General features: G+C 59.5%; 26 protein-coding genes. 1 reads left to right on the forward strand and 25 read right to left on the reverse strand.

Annotation, left to right across the window (positions count from 1 at the left end):
- Positions 1–22: 22 nt before the first annotated feature.
- The 24 genes from rplQ to V1471_RS12845 form a co-directional block, all read right to left on the reverse strand.
- On the reverse strand, positions 23–451 hold the full coding sequence (gene rplQ / locus V1471_RS12730) for a 50S ribosomal protein L17 (RefSeq protein ID WP_066707122.1): 429 nt from the start codon (positions 449–451) through the stop codon (positions 23–25).
- A 175-nt stretch (positions 452–626) separates the two neighbouring features.
- Positions 627–1,643 carry a DNA-directed RNA polymerase subunit alpha gene (locus V1471_RS12735; RefSeq protein ID WP_434289251.1) on the reverse strand — a complete coding sequence of 339 codons (1,017 nt, stop codon included), beginning with the start codon at positions 1,641–1,643 and terminating at the stop codon, positions 627–629.
- 123 nt (positions 1,644–1,766) lie between these two features.
- Positions 1,767–2,159, reverse strand: coding sequence for a 30S ribosomal protein S11 (rpsK, locus tag V1471_RS12740; RefSeq protein ID WP_434289253.1), 393 nt, complete (start codon positions 2,157–2,159; stop codon positions 1,767–1,769).
- 15 nt (positions 2,160–2,174) lie between these two features.
- On the reverse strand, positions 2,175–2,543 hold the full coding sequence (rpsM, locus tag V1471_RS12745) for a 30S ribosomal protein S13 (RefSeq protein ID WP_167601451.1): 369 nt from the start codon (positions 2,541–2,543) through the stop codon (positions 2,175–2,177).
- A gap of 220 nt (positions 2,544–2,763) precedes the next feature.
- On the reverse strand, positions 2,764–3,339 hold the full coding sequence (locus V1471_RS12750) for an adenylate kinase (RefSeq protein ID WP_434289255.1): 576 nt from the start codon (positions 3,337–3,339) through the stop codon (positions 2,764–2,766).
- Positions 3,336–4,694: a preprotein translocase subunit SecY gene (gene secY / locus V1471_RS12755; RefSeq protein ID WP_434289256.1), complete on the reverse strand. Its 1,359-nt coding sequence runs from the start codon at positions 4,692–4,694 to the stop codon at positions 3,336–3,338. Before secY ends, V1471_RS12750 begins: the two co-directional genes overlap by 4 nt.
- Before the next feature lie 104 nt (positions 4,695–4,798).
- Positions 4,799–5,275, reverse strand: coding sequence for a 50S ribosomal protein L15 (gene rplO / locus V1471_RS12760; RefSeq protein ID WP_434289258.1), 477 nt, complete (start codon positions 5,273–5,275; stop codon positions 4,799–4,801).
- A 410-nt stretch (positions 5,276–5,685) separates the two neighbouring features.
- Positions 5,686–5,898: a DUF1127 domain-containing protein gene (locus V1471_RS12765; protein ID WP_434289259.1), complete on the reverse strand. Its 213-nt coding sequence runs from the start codon at positions 5,896–5,898 to the stop codon at positions 5,686–5,688.
- Between the two features lie 187 nt (positions 5,899–6,085).
- Complete coding sequence (locus V1471_RS12770) at positions 6,086–6,223, reverse strand: hypothetical protein (RefSeq protein WP_434289261.1); 138 nt, start codon at positions 6,221–6,223, stop codon at positions 6,086–6,088.
- Between the two features lie 153 nt (positions 6,224–6,376).
- A complete protein-coding gene (locus V1471_RS12775) occupies positions 6,377–7,117 on the reverse strand; it encodes an anti-sigma factor family protein (protein WP_434289263.1) in 741 nt (246 codons plus the stop codon).
- Entirely contained in the window at positions 7,114–7,623 is a 510-nt protein-coding gene (locus V1471_RS12780; RefSeq protein ID WP_434289265.1) for an RNA polymerase sigma factor, read from the reverse strand. The genes V1471_RS12775 and V1471_RS12780 overlap by 4 nt, the downstream gene beginning before the upstream one ends.
- A gap of 58 nt (positions 7,624–7,681) precedes the next feature.
- A complete protein-coding gene (locus V1471_RS12785) occupies positions 7,682–8,062 on the reverse strand; it encodes a COG4315 family predicted lipoprotein (RefSeq protein WP_434289266.1) in 381 nt (126 codons plus the stop codon).
- Between the two features lie 164 nt (positions 8,063–8,226).
- Entirely contained in the window at positions 8,227–8,415 is a 189-nt protein-coding gene (gene rpmD / locus V1471_RS12790; protein ID WP_096806461.1) for a 50S ribosomal protein L30, read from the reverse strand.
- Between the two features lie 12 nt (positions 8,416–8,427).
- Positions 8,428–8,988: a 30S ribosomal protein S5 gene (rpsE, locus tag V1471_RS12795; RefSeq protein WP_066707083.1), complete on the reverse strand. Its 561-nt coding sequence runs from the start codon at positions 8,986–8,988 to the stop codon at positions 8,428–8,430.
- 125 nt (positions 8,989–9,113) lie between these two features.
- The gene (gene rplR / locus V1471_RS12800) at positions 9,114–9,473 is read right to left on the reverse strand and encodes a 50S ribosomal protein L18 (RefSeq protein WP_107815012.1); all 360 of its coding nucleotides are present in this window, start codon (positions 9,471–9,473) and stop codon (positions 9,114–9,116) included.
- Between the two features lie 11 nt (positions 9,474–9,484).
- Entirely contained in the window at positions 9,485–10,018 is a 534-nt protein-coding gene (rplF, locus tag V1471_RS12805; RefSeq protein WP_434289269.1) for a 50S ribosomal protein L6, read from the reverse strand.
- Positions 10,019–10,030: 12 nt separating this feature from the next.
- A complete protein-coding gene (gene rpsH / locus V1471_RS12810) occupies positions 10,031–10,423 on the reverse strand; it encodes a 30S ribosomal protein S8 (RefSeq protein ID WP_066707071.1) in 393 nt (130 codons plus the stop codon).
- Positions 10,424–10,435: 12 nt separating this feature from the next.
- Positions 10,436–10,741 carry a 30S ribosomal protein S14 gene (rpsN, locus tag V1471_RS12815; RefSeq protein ID WP_066707068.1) on the reverse strand — a complete coding sequence of 102 codons (306 nt, stop codon included), beginning with the start codon at positions 10,739–10,741 and terminating at the stop codon, positions 10,436–10,438.
- A gap of 21 nt (positions 10,742–10,762) precedes the next feature.
- Positions 10,763–11,326: a 50S ribosomal protein L5 gene (gene rplE / locus V1471_RS12820; RefSeq protein ID WP_434289271.1), complete on the reverse strand. Its 564-nt coding sequence runs from the start codon at positions 11,324–11,326 to the stop codon at positions 10,763–10,765.
- Positions 11,326–11,631: a 50S ribosomal protein L24 gene (gene rplX / locus V1471_RS12825; protein WP_066707063.1), complete on the reverse strand. Its 306-nt coding sequence runs from the start codon at positions 11,629–11,631 to the stop codon at positions 11,326–11,328. Before rplX ends, rplE begins: the two co-directional genes overlap by 1 nt.
- Positions 11,631–11,999 (reverse strand): 50S ribosomal protein L14, encoded by a 369-nt coding sequence (gene rplN, locus V1471_RS12830; protein WP_009574016.1) that lies wholly within the window; start codon positions 11,997–11,999, stop codon positions 11,631–11,633. Before rplN ends, rplX begins: the two co-directional genes overlap by 1 nt.
- Before the next feature lie 88 nt (positions 12,000–12,087).
- Positions 12,088–12,315: a 30S ribosomal protein S17 gene (gene rpsQ / locus V1471_RS12835; protein WP_066707060.1), complete on the reverse strand. Its 228-nt coding sequence runs from the start codon at positions 12,313–12,315 to the stop codon at positions 12,088–12,090.
- Between the two features lie 12 nt (positions 12,316–12,327).
- A complete protein-coding gene (rpmC, locus tag V1471_RS12840) occupies positions 12,328–12,525 on the reverse strand; it encodes a 50S ribosomal protein L29 (RefSeq protein WP_066707057.1) in 198 nt (65 codons plus the stop codon).
- A gap of 187 nt (positions 12,526–12,712) precedes the next feature.
- Entirely contained in the window at positions 12,713–13,126 is a 414-nt protein-coding gene (locus tag V1471_RS12845; RefSeq protein WP_434289274.1) for a hypothetical protein, read from the reverse strand.
- 131 nt (positions 13,127–13,257) lie between these two features.
- Here V1471_RS12845 and V1471_RS12850 point away from each other — a divergent pair, with 131 nt between their 5' ends.
- Positions 13,258–13,881, forward strand: coding sequence for a TIGR02466 family protein (locus tag V1471_RS12850; protein ID WP_434289276.1), 624 nt, complete (start codon positions 13,258–13,260; stop codon positions 13,879–13,881).
- 77 nt (positions 13,882–13,958) lie between these two features.
- On the opposite strand, the gene V1471_RS12855 is transcribed toward V1471_RS12850, so the two are convergent.
- A complete protein-coding gene (locus V1471_RS12855; protein ID WP_434289277.1) occupies positions 13,959–14,723 on the reverse strand; it encodes an ion transporter in 765 nt (254 codons plus the stop codon).
- Between the last annotated feature and the right edge of the window lie 97 nt (positions 14,724–14,820).

Below are 14,820 nucleotides of genomic sequence, written 5' to 3' on the forward strand. Positions count from 1 at the left end.
GAAAGTGTTGAGAAAACTGAAATCAGTCTTCGTCGGCCATCGCAGCTTCTTCGGCTTCGAGGCGGGCTTTGTCAGCGGCACCTTTGGCCGCCGGATCGCGGTCCACGAGCTCGATGATCGCCATCGGAGCCATGTCACCGTAACGGAAACCGGCTTTCAGAACGCGGGTGTAACCACCGGCGCGCTCAGCGTAGCGCGGGCCCAGAACTTCGAAGAGTTTCGCGACGTCTTTGTCTTGTTTCAGCTGAGCGGCCGCCTGACGACGGGCGTGCAGATCGCCACGTTTGCCGAGGGTGATCAGCTTGTCCATGATGCGCTTGAGCTCTTTGGCTTTCGGCAGCGTGGTTTTGATTTGTTCGTGCTCAATGAGCGAGCCAGCCATGTTGGAGAACATCGCTTTGCGGTGTTCGTGGGTCCGGTTGAGGCGGCGGTAACCTTTAGCGTGACGCATTTTCTATCTCCTTAGCGTGTTTTGCTTTGTCTGACCGGCGATGCGTGTCACCGGTTCTCCTTGGGGCGGAATGCCCGGGTCTTCGGTGGGCAAAATGCCCGGATTTGAGGGTCGGCAAAGCGTCGGACTTTTGTCGGACAAACGTCGGACCTTTTACCGACCCTCAAAATTTCACTCAGAACTGGTCTTCGAATTTCTTCGCCAGCTCTTCGATGTTCTCAGGCGGCCACTCTTCGACATCCATACCGAGGTGCAGGCCCATGCCGGACAGAACCTCTTTGATCTCGTTGAGCGACTTGCGGCCGAAGTTCGGGGTGCGGAGCATCTCGGCTTCGGTTTTCTGGATCAGGTCGCCGATGTAAACGATGTTGTCGTTTTTCAGGCAGTTCGCAGACCGCACGGACAGTTCCAGCTCGTCCACTTTCTTCAGGAGAAGCGGGTTGAACTCGAGACCATCGTCTTCTTCCTGACGACCAGCCGATTCCGGCTCGTCGAAGTTCACGAAGATGCCCAGTTGATCCTGAAGGATGCGCGCAGCATAGGCCACGGCGTCTTCCGGGGTCACGGAGCCGTCGGTTTCGATTTTCATCGTCAGCTTGTCATAGTCGAGCACCTGACCTTCACGGGTCGGCTGCACGTCGTAGGACACTTTCTTGACCGGCGAATAGATCGCATCGACCGGGATCAGGCCGATCGGCGCATCTTCCGGTTTGTTCTTGTCGGCAGAGACATAGCCTTTGCCGGTGTTGACGGTCAGCTCCATGAACAGATCGGCGCCATCGTCAAGGTGGCAGATCACGTGATCCTTGTTCAGGACCTCGATGCCAGCCGATTCGGAAATGTCACCGGCGGTCACGACCATCGGACCTTTGGCGGAGATCGAGAGACGCTTCGGCCCTTCGACTTCCATGCGCAGCGACACGCCTTTGAGGTTCAGGATGACGTCGGTGACGTCTTCACGCACGCCCGCGACCGAGGAGAACTCGTGCAGGACGTTATCGATCTGAACGGAGGTGATGGCCGCGCCTTGCAGCGACGACATCAGAACGCGACGCAGCGCGTTGCCCAGTGTCAGACCGAAGCCGCGCTCAAGCGGTTCGGCAACGATGGTCGCCTGACGTGCCGGTTCGTTGCCCGGTTTCACTTCAAGCTGTTGCGGTTTAATGAGCTCGGCCCAATTCTTGTGGATCATGCTGGTGCCTCCATTCTTGTTCTAACGCCCATGTCCTAAAGCGAAAGAACGCCCGAGGGGTCTCAAAACGCAAAAACGGACCGCGGGCAAACATGGCCCGCGATCCAAAAATCGTAACTTCGATTACACCCGACGACGTTTCGGCGGGCGGCAACCGTTGTGTGCAATCGGGGTGACGTCGCGGATGGACGTGATGTTGAAGCCGACAGCCGCCAGAGCGCGCAGAGCGGACTCACGGCCAGAGCCGGGGCCCTGAACTTCGACTTCGAGGGTTTTCACGCCGTGATCCTGAGCTTTTTTACCCGCGTCTTCGGCTGCCATCTGAGCAGCGTAGGGCGTGGATTTCCGGGAGCCTTTGAAGCCCATGGTGCCAGCGGACGACCAGGAGATCGCGTTGCCTTGCACGTCGGAGATCAGGATTTTGGTGTTGTTGAAGGTGGAGTTCACGTGAGCAACGCCAGCGGCGATGTTCTTGGAAACTTTTTTCTTCGCAGTACGACGAGTATCGCGTGCCATGTTTCAGATCTCCCCTTATTTCTTCTTACCAGCGATGGCCTTTGCCGGGCCTTTGCGGGTGCGAGCGTTGGTGTGGGTGCGCTGACCGCGAACCGGGAGGTTCCGGCGGTGACGCAGGCCGCGGTAGCAGCCGAGGTCCATGAGACGCTTGATGTTCATCTGGGTTTCACGACGAAGATCGCCTTCGACGGTGTAGTTGGCGTCGATGTGCTCGCGGATGGCGAGGACTTCGGCGTCGGACAGCTCGTTGACACGACGGGTGAGGTCGATGCCGACGGCTTCGCAGATGGCGACGGCAGAGGTGTTACCAATGCCAGTGATATAGGTGAGCGCGATCGGAACGCGCTTGGCGGTCGGGATGTTGACGCCGGCGATACGTGCCACGTTGACTTTCCTTTCGTTGCGGTTCCGTAACCCCGGAACCTTTTTTCACAACGGAAGCTCGCGGGGGGTCCCTCGCGAGCGACAGCTGAATTCAGGTGATGATTGCGTCCGGGCGAACATGCGTTGAAACGACCCGTTTGCGAATCTTTTACCCCAGAGGGGATGGGTTGCCATAGAGGCGAATCGCCGGAGGGTCAAGGCCTTCCGGCGATTGAAGTCTTCAGGCCAGCGCCTTTGCAATATCGGCAGTGACCTGGTCCATGCTCTGAAGACCGTCAACGGTCTTCAGATCGCCCTTGGCGTAGTAGTAGCCAATGAGCGGAGAGGTCTTTTTGTAATATTCCATCAGCCGGATCTTGACGCTCTCTTCGTTGTCGTCGGCGCGCACCGGCTTGCCAGCGGCGGCGGCTTCGACGGCGCGATTGACGATGCGCTTGACCAGCGTCTCGTCATCGACTTCGAGCAGGATCACCGCCTCGAGCTGGGCGCCGTTGCGGGACAGCAGCTCGTTGAGCGCGTCCGCCTGACCCAGAGTGCGCGGGAAACCGTCGAAGATGAACCCGCCGGCGGAGCCGTGCTGGATTTTCTCTTCGATCAGGCCGATCACGATTTCGTCGGTCACAAGCTGACCGGCGTCCATGATCGCCGCGACCTTTTTGCCCATTTCGGTGCCGGAGGTGCGTGCTTCGCGCAGCATGTCCCCGGTCGAAAGCTGCACCATGCCCCGCTCCTCCACGAGACGTTGTGCCTGAGTTCCCTTGCCCGCACCCGGCGGTCCAAGCAGAATAATATTCATCGTCTTGTTGTCCCTCTTTTGCTGCGCTTCCTCCCACGCAGCTGAGATTTCTCGATCAGCCCCTCATACTGGTGTGCCAGCAGGTGGGACTGGATTTGCTGAATCGTGTCCATCGTCACCGATACCACAATCAACACAGAAGTGCCGCCAAAGTAAAAGGGAATGGCGAACTGGCTGCGCAGAATTTCCGGCAGCAGACAAACTGCGGCCAAATAGGCGGAGCCGATCACGAGGAGACGGGCCACGATGTAATCGAGGTGTTCCTCGGTCTTCTTCCCCGGACGGATGCCGGGAATGAACCCGTTCTGGTTCTTCAGGTTCTTGGCCACGTCTTCCGATTTGAAGGCGACGTTGGCAGTGTAGAAATAGGCGAAGAAGACGATCATCACCGTGAAGAACAGAAGGTAAAGCGGCTGACCCGGCCCGAAATAGGCGAGGATCGTGGACATCACCGGACCGACGTCACTTTGCCCCGAGAAGGTCGCGATGGTGGTCGGCAAGAGCAGCAGCGAGGAGGCGAAGATCGCCGGGATCACGCCCGCCGGGTTCACCTTGATCGGCAGGTGCGAGGACTGCGCGTCATAGATTTTCATGCCCTGCTGACGACGCGGGTACTGGATATGCACCTTGCGCAGCGCGCGTTCCATGAAGACCACGAAGGCGATCACGGCCACGACCATTGCGATCACGATCAGCGTCACGAAGGGAGAGATCGCACCGGAGCGGCCGGAGGCGAAGAACTGCGCCAGAGCGCTGGGGATCTCGGCGACGATGCCGACGAAGATGATCAGCGAGATGCCGTTGCCGATGCCGCGATTGGTGATTTGCTCACCGAGCCACATCAGGAACATGGTGCCGCCGACGAGGGTGATCACGACGCCCGCGCGGAAATACCAACCCGGATCGTGGGCGAGGTTTCCGGCCTCAAGCGAGGCGGCGAGACCGTAAGCCTGGAACAGCGCCAGAGCGACCGTGCCGAACCGGGTGTATTGGTTGATCTTCTTGCGCCCCGCTTCGCCCTCTTTCTTGAGGTTCTCGAGCGAGGGAACCATCGAGGTCAGAAGCTGGACGATGATGGAGGCGGAGATGTAGGGCATGATGCCGAGGGCAAAAATCCCCATCCGGCCGAGCGCGCCGCCGGTGAACATCGACAGAATACCGCCGAGGCCCGAGGCCGCCTGATCCATGAAGTCTTTGAGCGCGTTGCCGTCGATGCCCGGCACCGGGATGAAGGTCCCGAGACGGTAGACGATCAACAGACCGATGGTGAAAAAGATACGCTGGCGAAGCTCCTTGGCCTTCCCGAGGGTGCCCCAGTCGAGGTTCGCCGCCATTTGTTCTGCTGCGGATGCCATATGGTCTCTCTATTCACGTCAGCGCCGCCCGTCCGGCTTTCCGGGGGGCGGCGCTTGGAAAACTCAGGTCTTGATGTAAGGGGCGAAGGCCCTTGCCACAAGCCTTATTCGGCTGCCGCGTCGGCCTTCACGGCAACGGTCAGCGAACCGCCGGCTTTTTCAACAGCCTCGATAGCGGATTTCGACGCGCCGGTCACGGTGATGGTGAGTTTGGATTTCACATCGCCTTTGGCCAGAACGCGGATGCCGTCGAGTTTGCGGCGCACCAGACCGGAGGTCACGAGGGTCTCTTCGGTCACGTTGGCAGCGTCGAGCTTGCCGGCTTCGATGAATTTCTCGATCAGGCCGAGGTTCACGGCAGCGTATTTCTTCGCGTTCGGCTTGGTGAAGCCGCGTTTCGGAAGACGCTGGTAGAGCGGCATCTGGCCGCCTTCGTAGCCGTTGATGGCCACGCCGGAACGGGATTTCTGACCTTTGATACCACGGCCACCCATTTTACCTTTGCCGGAGCCGGGGCCACGGCCAACGCGGGTGCGGGCTTTGGTTGCGCCGGGATTGTCGCGCAGTTCGTGCAGTTTCATGTCGCTTCTCCTTGCCGGATGTGCCCTCCAGCGACGGAGTGGGCAAACACGGCTTACATGTGTTGATTCTGATGGACAGGGTTGTCCACCGGGGGCGTATAGACGGTTGGGAACGGTGGATCAAGTGTTTGCTGATCCTGTCTCGTCACACAATGGACATCCTAAACCGACAGAAAGCAAAACACCCCACAGTCTCCTGCGAGGTGTTTCGTTTGTCCAGCAATGTCTCGACAGCGGCCTGCCCGGTGCCTCACTCGGCGGTGGCGCGCAGGTAGTCTTTCCAGCACGGGATCGGACCGGCATGCCAGCGGTCGCGCAGGACAGCCATCAGGCGGTTCGGTTTCAGGAAGGAGGCGGCGCGTTGCATGTCGGATCCTCTCGGAGAGTCTTTTGCGATGATCGTGTGCGTATCAGATACGCGCGGCGGTTTGCCGGGCGATGTCCATGATGTCGGAGCGCCCCAGACCGATGTCGTGCAGTTCATGGTCGGAGAGCGCGTTGAGCTGGTTGTAGGTTTCGGTAAAGGCGCGCTGGCGGAGGTGCGCCTCACGCAGGCGGGCAAACGTGTTGCGCAGAGAGAAGCCGAAACCGGAAACGCGGGTGGTGTCAGTGTAGTGAGCCATTTTTCTTGTCCTTTATTGAACGGGGCCGGAATGCCCCGGAAATGGGGTCTCTTTCGATGTGCCGCCGATGTAGGGGGAGTCCGGACGAATGACATCCCCCAGTTTTCGAGAGGCCGCTATGCACATAATGCAAGCAGTTTTAAAACTGGTTAAATTTTGCGCACAAAGACCTAAAGTCGTTCAGATATCAGCCGTGACGCCTGTAATGCGACTTGACCCAGCGCTCTCCGGGTTCCGACATGTCGAACACGGAGAGGTCAAAGGCCGGGATGCTGGCCATGAAATTGATCATCCAGTCTTGCAGGGCTTTGGTAAATGCGGTCATCGGTCGGTTCCTTTCACTGTCACGAGATCGCCTGCCCCTGTGGGCGTGGCAGGTTGGTACAGGGAAAGTGTCGCCCGGAAGTGTTAACGCCCGCCGAAAGCAATGCGGCGGGAACGCGGCTTTTCGCTCAACTTGTTTCTGAACTGTTAAAGCTCAGAACAGCGCGCCTTGTACCGACTGGGCGATTCTGGCGAGACCGTCGCGCGCCATCGGGCCGACGAGGGCGTAATGCCAGAGACCGTCCTGCCAATAGGCGGCAGACAGCGCATCTTTCTGGCCGTAACGCAGCGCCGAGGTGCCACGGGCCTGCGCAGGCGTCAGATAGAGGGTCACGCGGGCGCCCTCCGCATCCTCATACATGAATTGCGCGGCGGCCCCCTGTTCGAAGGGCAGAAGACGCCCGCCGACGAGGGACAGCCCCGCGCCGGTCAGGTCGGGAATGCGCACCTCGGCCCCCAGACGATTGCTGAGCCAGCCCTTGAGGTGATCGCGTTCGGAGGCGGGCACTTCGACCGGATGCACCACCTCGACGGAATAAAGCGCGTGGGCGGCGGAAGCCTGGGCGAGCATATCGCTGGCCATGTCCGGCGCAACGCCCGGCCCGCGCGTCAGAAGCCCGCCACCAAAGCCCACGGCCAAGAGCACGACCGCCGCGGCCAGTTGCCCCCAGATCGGGCGGGCGACGGGTTCGGCGCGGGACAGGAGGTTGTCCAGATGCGCCTCGGACGGGGTCGGAACGGCGGCGCGCAACCTGTCCATATCTTGCATCATCTCCGCAACCTGTGTGGCGAGCGCCTCGTCACGTTCCATCCGGCGCTCGAACGCGAGGGATTCGTCACGGGTCATTTCCCCGTCGAGATAGCGATGAATGTCGAAATCCTGCGCATCCGTCATGTCACACTCCTCAGCCGCACGGGCGGTCCCGGTGTCGGCTCCTGTTTCAAACTCGCACGGGCGCGCGAGATCCGCGACATCACCGTACCGATCGGGATATCGAGAACGCCCGCCGCCTCGGCATAGCTCAAGCCGTCGATGACCACGAGCAAAAGCACTTCGCGCTGTTCGGGGGGCAAAGCGTCAACCCGACGCAGCATCTCCATCGCCTCAAGCCCCTGCTCCGCCGAGGGCAGCGCATGGGGCGCGAGATCGGCCTCGTCATAGGCAACGTGGATGTGGCGCGCGGCAGATGTCCGCAACCCGTTGCGGTGAATGTTCAGCGCCATTTTCGCAAGCCAGGGCCGGATCGGACGATCCGCCTGCCAGAGATGCCGTTTGCGCAGGGCGCGCTCGGCACAGTCCTGAACGAGATCGTCGGCCCGGCTGCGATCTCGCGTCAAGACATAGGCGTAACGCCAGAGCGACGGCAGGGCCTCTTTCAATTCCTGTCTGAACCGCGGCATGACGCCTCCCGGAAGGATCAATGGGGAGGGTCGCCCCTCCCCGGCCTGATATGCGCTGTTACGGGCGGGCGACGTGCCAGACGCCGTTCACGCCCTCACCGGTCATGTCGCCGGGTTTCTCGTCCTTGACCCAACCATAGAGCGGCATGCCCTTGTAGGCCACCTGCTCATAGCCTTCCTTGCGGGTGATCAGGGAATAGCCGGAAGGCAGCTCCATGTCGGCATCGCCCACGACCGGCGGCCAGTTGGCAGCGCACATGTCATAGCAGTTCGACACGCCCTTTTCGTCCTTGTCGAAAGTGTAGAGCGTCATGTGGGTGCCTGCGTCCATCAGATAGGTGGCCTCGCCCAGCTTGCCGGTCACGACGGGGGCGTCGGCGGCGAAGGCGGTGGTGGCGAAAGCGGCAAGGGCCGCCGCAAGGGGAAGGGTCTTGAGCATGTCTGATCTCCAAAAAACATCGTCTGCTCGGGTGCAGACATGAGAGATACAGTGCGCAGGGCGGGTTTATTCCCGACCGATATGAATTTTTTAAAAGAAAACGCCCCACCGGGAAGGCAGGGCGTTTGAAATCTTGCGGTCGGGGCTTGCGCCCCGATCAGCGCTTACCCACGCTCTTCGACGATTTCGACGAGGTGCGGGATGGAGTTGACCATACCACGCACGGAGGGGGTGTCCTCCAGCTCGCGGGTTTTGTGCATCTTGTTCAGGCCGAGACCGATCAGGGTCTGACGCTGTTTCGCGGGGCGACGGATCGGGGAGCCGATCTGTTTCACAACGATGGTTTTAGCCATGAGTCAGTCTCCTTACGCTTCAGCAGCTTCAGCAGCCGGTTCATCCTTTTTCAGGATGTCGGCGACTTTCTTGCCGCGACGCTGAGCCACGGAGCGCGGGGAGGCTTCGAGTTTGAGGCCGTCCAGCGTGGCGCGGATCATGTTGTACGGGTTCTGGGAGCCGATGGATTTGGCAACCACGTCCTGAATGCCGAGCATTTCGAACACGGCGCGCATCGGACCACCGGCGATGATCCCGGTACCTTGCGGGGCGGTGCGCATCACGACGCGACCGGCACCGTGACGACCTTCGATGTCGTGGTGCAGGGTGCGGCCTTCTTTGAGCGGCACGCGGATCATTTGGCGCTTGGCTTGCTCGGTGGCTTTGCGGATGGCCTCGGGGACCTCTTTCGCTTTACCTTTGCCGAAGCCAACGCGGCCTTTTTGGTCGCCCACAACCACGAGAGCGGCGAAGCCGAAGCGCTTACCACCTTTGACGGTTTTGGACACACGGTTGATCGCGACAAGACGATCTGCGAATTCCGGGGCTTCCTCGCGCTCGCGACGATCCCGGCGGTTTTCACGTTCTGCCATAGAACTTTCCTTTTGGAGGTGGCGCTTCGAAAAACGCCGTTGAACTCGATCCTTAGTGAAGGGCGCCCGAAAGGCGCCCGACCCGGATCATCGGGAAGGGGAGCATTGCCCCCCTCCCTCAAGTCTTAGAACTTCAGACCACCTTCACGGGCAGCGTCGGCGAGAGCCTTCACCTTGCCGTGGAAGAGGAAGCCACCACGGTCGAAGTAGCACTCTTCGACACCGGCTTTCTTCGCGCGCTCTGCAATCGCCGCGCCAACTTTGGCGGCGGCTTCGACGTTGTTCTTGCCGACCACACCGAGATCTTTCTCGAGCGAGGAGGCAGCGGCCAGGGTTTTGCCCTGAACGTCGTCGATCAGCTGAGCGCTGATGTTCTTGTTCGAACGATGGATCGACAGGCGAAGCTTGCCGACATTGTTCTTGCGAAGTTTGTTCCGAACGCGCAGGCGGCGTTTCAGAAACAGGGTCCGTTTGCTGTTTGCCATGATGAGCGTCCTTACTTCTTCTTCCCTTCCTTACGGAAGATGAACTCGCCTTTGTACTTGATACCTTTGCCTTTGTAGGGCTCAGGCTTACGCCATTCGCGGATGTTGGCCGCGACTTGACCGACGAGTTGCGGGTCGGAACCTTCCACAGTGATCTCGGTCGGTTTCGCAGACGTCACGGTGACGCCGGCCGGAACCTCGAAGTTCACTTCGTGGGAGTAACCCAGGTTGAGTTTGAGCACGTTGCCCTGCATCGCAGCACGATAACCAACACCGTTGATTTCGAGCTCTTTCTTGAAGCCGTCGGTCACACCGGTCACCATATTGGCGACCATGGTGCGGGACATGCCCCACTGCTGGCGAGCGCGCTTCGATTTACCACGGGGGGTGACGGTGACGGTGTTGTCTTCGACAGCGAGGGTCACATCGTCCGTGGCGGTGAAGGAGTGAGTGCCCTTCGGGCCTTTCACTTCGATGGTCTGGCCGGACACAGAGGCGGAAACGCCGCTGGGCAGCTCGACCGGTTTCTTACCAATACGAGACATCGAGAGACCTCCTTAGAAGACGGTGCAAAGCACTTCGCCACCAACATTGTTGGCACGAGCGTTTGCGTCCGACATCACACCCTTCGGGGTGGAGACAATCGACACACCAAGGCCCTGACGGACCGACGGGATGTCCTTGACACCGAGGTACACGCGACGACCGGGTTTGGAGACCCGTTTCAGTTCGCGGATGACCGGGGTGCCTTCGAAGTATTTCAGGCTGATTTCAAGGGTCGGGTGACCGTTGACGTCGGTGCCTTTCTCATAGCCGCGGATGTAACCCTCGTCGAGCAGCACATCCAGAACCCAGCCGCGCAGCTTGGAAGCCGGGGTGGAGACGGTGGATTTGCCACGCATTTGAGCGTTACGGATACGGGTGAGCATATCGCCGATAGGATCGTTCATATTCTCTCTCCCTTACCAGCTCGATTTCACCAGACCGGGGATCTGGCCGAAGGAGCCGAGTTCCCGCAGCATGATCCGGGACACCTTCAGCTTACGGTAGTAAGCGTGGGGACGGCCGGTCAGCTGACAACGGTTGTGCAGACGGGTAGCCGAGCTGTTGCGCGGCAGTTCAGCAAGCTTCAGGGACGCGCGGAAACGCTCTTCCATCGGCTTGTCCTGGTCGTAGACGACCTCTTTGAGAGCAGCGCGCTTGGCGGCGTATTTCGCCACCAGCTTCTCGCGCTTGCGCTCGCGTGCGATCATGGATTTCTTTGCCATGTTCTCAAACTCCTCGCGCGATTAGCTGTTGAAGGGCATGTTGAAAGCTTTCAACAGGCTCTTGGCTTCTGCGTCCGTCTTCGCGGTGGTCGCGATGACGATGTCCATCCCCCAGACTTCGTCGACTTTGTCGAAGTTGATCTCGGGGAACACGATGTGCTCTTTCAGGCCCATGGCGTAGTTGCCACGGCCGTCGAAAGAGGTGCCGGGCACGCCGCGGAAGTCGCGGATGCGGGGCATGGCAATCGTGATCAGACGATCGAGGAATTCATACATGCGGTCGCCGCGCAGGGTGACTTTCGCACCGAGCGGCATGTCTTCACGAACGCGGAAACCAGCGATGGATTTCTTGGCTTTCGTGACGAGCGCTTTCTGACCGGCGATCGCGGAAAGATCTTCCTGAGCGGATTTCGCTTTTTTGGAGTCTTTCACAGCTTCCGCACCGCAGCCGATGTTCAGGACGATTTTGTCCAGACGCGGGATCTGCATGTCGTTCTTGTAGCCGAACTCTTCTTTCAGAGCAGCACGGATGCTGTCTTTGTAAGCGGCTTTAAGACGCGGGGTGTAATCGGTGGTGTCGAGCATCAGATCACGTCTCCCGTGGTTTTGGCGAAGCGCACTTTCTGATCGCCTTCCATGCGGAAACCGACGCGGGTGGCTTTGCCGTTGGCATCGAGCAGCGCGAGGTTCGACAGGTCGATCGGCATGGCGATCGGCTTGCGGCCGCCTTGCTCGCCCTGCGTGGCGCGTGCGTGACGGATGGCAATGTTGATGCCTTCCACGATGGCCTTGCCTTTGGACGGCATGACAGAGGTGATTTCACCCTGTTTGCCTTTGTCCTTGCCGGCGAGGACGACGACCTTGTCGCCTTTTTTCAGCTTAGCAGCCATTAGAGCACCTCCGGAGCGAGCGAGATGATCTTCATGAAGTTTTTCGCACGAAGTTCGCGAACAACCGGGCCGAAGATACGGGTACCAACGGGCTCGTTGTTGTTGTTGAGGATGACGGCGGCGTTGCGATCGAAACGGATCGCGGTGCCGTCTTCGCGACGGACTTCTTTAGCGGTGCGAACGACGACGGCCTTACGGACGTCCCCTTTTTTCACACGGCCACGCGGAATCGCTTCCTTGACCGACACCACGATGATGTCGCCCACGGAGGCGTAACGACGGTGGGAACCGCCGAGGACCTTGATGCACTGAACTCGGCGAGCGCCAGAGTTATCAGCGACATCCAGATTGGTCTGCATCTGGATCATTTGGTTTCTCCCGACCTTTGGGGCGATCTGCAGTGATCGGTGCCCCCAGGGTTTCGATTAAGCTGGGAGGAGGCTTGTCTGATCGAGATCAGGCGAGCACTTCCCAACGCTTGGTTTTCGACTTCGGTGCACATTCCTGAATACGGACGGTGTCGCCGACGTTGAATTGGTTGTTCTCATCGTGAGCCCGGTATTTTTTGGACTTACGGATGGTCTTTTTCAGAACCGGGTGTTTGAAACGGCGCTCGACGAGCACGGTCACGGTCTGTTCGTTCTGGTTCGAGGTCACGACCCCGGAAAGAATACGCTTGGGCATAGGTCGCTCTCCTTACTCAGCCGACTTGGCTTTTTCGTTCAGAATGGTTTTCACAAGAGCGGCCGTGCGGCGCGCTTTGCGGATCTGAGCGGTGTTTTCGAGCTGACCCGTGGCCTGCTGGAAACGCAGGTTGAAGGATTCTTTTTTCAGATTGGCGAGCTCGGTCTTGAGCTCGTCCGGCGTTTTCGCACGCAATTCCTGGGCGTTCATTTGGCGCCTCTCCTTGGTTCCTGGTAGCACCGGAATGCGCCCTTGTTCGGGGTGACATTCGGTCCGGTGGGTTATGTCAATGCACACGACTCCCCCTGAAGGGAATCTGTGAGATGCCGCTCTATAAGGGGTTGGGTGTGGCGTGGCAAGGGAAAGTTGGGGTTTTCCCTCTTTTCGCATTTCTAAGCTAAACGCCCGCGCGTTTCAGAAAACGGGTGATCGCAATGATCCGCATCACGGCCACCACCACAATGAGAATGTCGAAAATATAGACTAACATTGGCTGCACAAGCGTGTAGGTCGTTAACACATTGGTCATTCCCAGTGTGCTCATCCCCATGAAATCCGCGTAGCGATAGATCAGCGCCTGCGCGGAGAACAGCAGCGTGATGATCAGACTGTCGCGCCACGTTGCAAACAGCATCGCCCATTTCGGATCGAGAGAGCCGCTCTCTTCCGCCTCCCGCGCGCGCCCGTAAAATGCGAAGGCGACGACCACGAGCGCCAATCCGAGAAGCAGCGCCCCCAGCGCCAAAGCGTAAAATGCCTGTTTGAAAGAGGACGACGACAGAAGGTTGAACCAATATTCAGTGTAATCCATTTGGACCTCAATAAGCTGGTGCCCGGACTATGCGATATGGACCTGCCACAGACAACCCGCGACGCCCTGCCCCTCGCCAAGCCCTCCCCCGCGCGTTATGACAGGCCAAACCTCCCAAAGGAGCCTCTCCCATGGCCGACATCGAATCCCTTTTCGTCACCCGTCTTTACAAAGCGAAACTGAACGAGTTCTCCCCGGAGGTCGATCAGGATGAGCTGTTCGACAGTTGCTATGCCATCGCCGAGGATGACGAGGCCGGGCAGCAATGGTGCGATGACAAGGGCTATCCGGGCTACACCTCCTATGCGTCTCTCACCGACCTGCCCTGGCGCTTCCCGATCTTCAAGGACATCGTCGAGAGCCTCGATCAGCACGTCGCGAAATTCGCCGAAGACCTCGAATTCGATCTGGGCGACCGCAAGCTGGTGCTCGAAGACCTCTGGATCAACATCCTGCCGGAGGGCGGCTATCACTCCGCCCATATTCACCCGCATTCGGTGATCTCCGGCACGACCTATGTCGCCATGCCGGAAGGCGCCTCGTCGCTGCGGCTCGAAGATCCGCGCCATGTGATGATGATGGGCGCCCCCGCCCGCAAGAAAGACGCCCGCCGGGAGATGCAGAATTTCATCTACCTCTCGCCGGAAGCGGGCGACATCATGCTTTGGGAAAGCTGGCTGCGCCATGAGGTGATGATGAACCAGTCGGAGTTCGACCGGGTGTCGGTCAGCTTTAACTACAAATGGGGTGAGTAACGGTTCGCGCCTCCGCAACACAAACGCTCCGGGGGAGCGTTTGTGTTGCGAACGGGAGCCCCGGACCGACGAGTAACTCAGCGCCGCTCCAGCGCCCTCTCGATCCGCTCGAGACGCCCCAACACATCGTCGCGATAGCTGTCTGTCGCGGCGTTGCTTTCCTCAGCATGGGCATCCTGCATCGTGGAGACGATCAGACCCACGACGAGGTTGAGCACGGCAAAGGCGGTGACCAGAATGAAGGGCACAAAGAACAGCCAGCTTTCGGGATGCACCTCCATCACAGGGCGCACGATGCCCATGGACCAGCTTTCCAGCGTCATGACCTGAAACAGCGTGTAGAGCGAGGCGCCCAGCGTGCCGAACCATTCGGGAAATGTCGGCCCGTAGAGTTTCGTCGCAATGACCGAGCCGATGTAAAAGATGATGCCGGTGAGCAGGAAGACCGAGGCCATGCCCGGCAAGGCCATGATGAAGGCCTCGACCACCCGGCGCAGGCTTGGCACGACGGAGACGACACGCAGCAATCGCAGGATCCGCAGGGCGCGAAGCACCGACAGCCCCTCCCCGACCGGAGAGAGCGACATGCCGACGATCACCGTATCGAACCAGTTCCAGCCATCGCGAAAGAACCGCGGCCCCTGCGCGTAGATTTTCAGGGCCAATTCCAGCACGAAGATGCTCAGACAGATCATGTCGAGCGTCTCGATCAGCCATCCGGCCCGCGCCATGATCCGTTCCGAGGTCTCAAGCCCCAGGATCACGGCGTTGAACAGGATGACCGCCATGATGGTATGGCGGAAGATAGGTCGTTCGATGAATTCGGAAATCTGTGCGCGCATCTTTGTCTCATTCAGGGCCTGGCCTTCTGATATGGAGGTCCTCCCGCGTGAGACAAGGGGCTTCGCGCTTGATTTCGCAGTCGCAGCATGACCGTCT

Source organism: Celeribacter sp. SCSIO 80788 (assembly GCF_051054295.1).
GTDB lineage: Bacteria > Pseudomonadota > Alphaproteobacteria > Rhodobacterales > Rhodobacteraceae > Celeribacter.

Coding starts and splice junctions, on each gene's coding strand:
- rplQ (WP_066707122.1), bottom strand. CDS start 451: ATGCGTCACGCTAAAGGTTACCGCCGCCTCAACCGGACCCACGAACAC.
- V1471_RS12735 (WP_434289251.1), bottom strand. CDS start 1,643: ATGATCCACAAGAATTGGGCCGAGCTCATTAAACCGCAACAGCTTGAA.
- rpsK (WP_434289253.1), bottom strand. CDS start 2,159: ATGGCACGCGATACTCGTCGTACTGCGAAGAAAAAAGTTTCCAAGAAC.
- V1471_RS12750 (WP_434289255.1), bottom strand. CDS start 3,339: ATGAATATTATTCTGCTTGGACCGCCGGGTGCGGGCAAGGGAACTCAG.
- secY (WP_434289256.1), bottom strand. CDS start 4,694: ATGGCATCCGCAGCAGAACAAATGGCGGCGAACCTCGACTGGGGCACC.
- rplO (WP_434289258.1), bottom strand. CDS start 5,275: ATGAAACTGCACGAACTGCGCGACAATCCCGGCGCAACCAAAGCCCGC.
- V1471_RS12765 (WP_434289259.1), bottom strand. CDS start 5,898: ATGGCTCACTACACTGACACCACCCGCGTTTCCGGTTTCGGCTTCTCT.
- V1471_RS12770 (WP_434289261.1), bottom strand. CDS start 6,223: ATGACCGCATTTACCAAAGCCCTGCAAGACTGGATGATCAATTTCATG.
- V1471_RS12775 (WP_434289263.1), bottom strand. CDS start 7,117: ATGACGGATGCGCAGGATTTCGACATTCATCGCTATCTCGACGGGGAA.
- V1471_RS12780 (WP_434289265.1), bottom strand. CDS start 7,623: ATGCCGCGGTTCAGACAGGAATTGAAAGAGGCCCTGCCGTCGCTCTGG.
- V1471_RS12785 (WP_434289266.1), bottom strand. CDS start 8,062: ATGCTCAAGACCCTTCCCCTTGCGGCGGCCCTTGCCGCTTTCGCCACC.
- rpmD (WP_096806461.1), bottom strand. CDS start 8,415: ATGGCTAAAACCATCGTTGTGAAACAGATCGGCTCCCCGATCCGTCGC.
- rpsE (WP_066707083.1), bottom strand. CDS start 8,988: ATGGCAGAACGTGAAAACCGCCGGGATCGTCGCGAGCGCGAGGAAGCC.
- rplR (WP_107815012.1), bottom strand. CDS start 9,473: ATGGCAAACAGCAAACGGACCCTGTTTCTGAAACGCCGCCTGCGCGTT.
- rplF (WP_434289269.1), bottom strand. CDS start 10,018: ATGTCTCGTATTGGTAAGAAACCGGTCGAGCTGCCCAGCGGCGTTTCC.
- rpsH (WP_066707071.1), bottom strand. CDS start 10,423: ATGAACGATCCTATCGGCGATATGCTCACCCGTATCCGTAACGCTCAA.
- rpsN (WP_066707068.1), bottom strand. CDS start 10,741: ATGGCAAAGAAATCCATGATCGCACGCGAGCGCAAGCGCGAGAAGCTG.
- rplE (WP_434289271.1), bottom strand. CDS start 11,326: ATGCTCGACACCACCGATTACACCCCGCGTCTTAAAGCCGCTTACAAA.
- rplX (WP_066707063.1), bottom strand. CDS start 11,631: ATGGCTGCTAAGCTGAAAAAAGGCGACAAGGTCGTCGTCCTCGCCGGC.
- rplN (WP_009574016.1), bottom strand. CDS start 11,999: ATGATCCAGATGCAGACCAATCTGGATGTCGCTGATAACTCTGGCGCT.
- rpsQ (WP_066707060.1), bottom strand. CDS start 12,315: ATGCCCAAGCGTATTCTTTCCGGGGTCGTGACCTCGAACCAGAACGAA.
- rpmC (WP_066707057.1), bottom strand. CDS start 12,525: ATGAACGCCCAGGAATTGCGTGCGAAAACGCCGGACGAGCTCAAGACC.
- V1471_RS12845 (WP_434289274.1), bottom strand. CDS start 13,126: ATGGATTACACTGAATATTGGTTCAACCTTCTGTCGTCGTCCTCTTTC.
- V1471_RS12850 (WP_434289276.1), top strand. CDS start 13,258: ATGGCCGACATCGAATCCCTTTTCGTCACCCGTCTTTACAAAGCGAAA.
- V1471_RS12855 (WP_434289277.1), bottom strand. CDS start 14,723: ATGCGCGCACAGATTTCCGAATTCATCGAACGACCTATCTTCCGCCAT.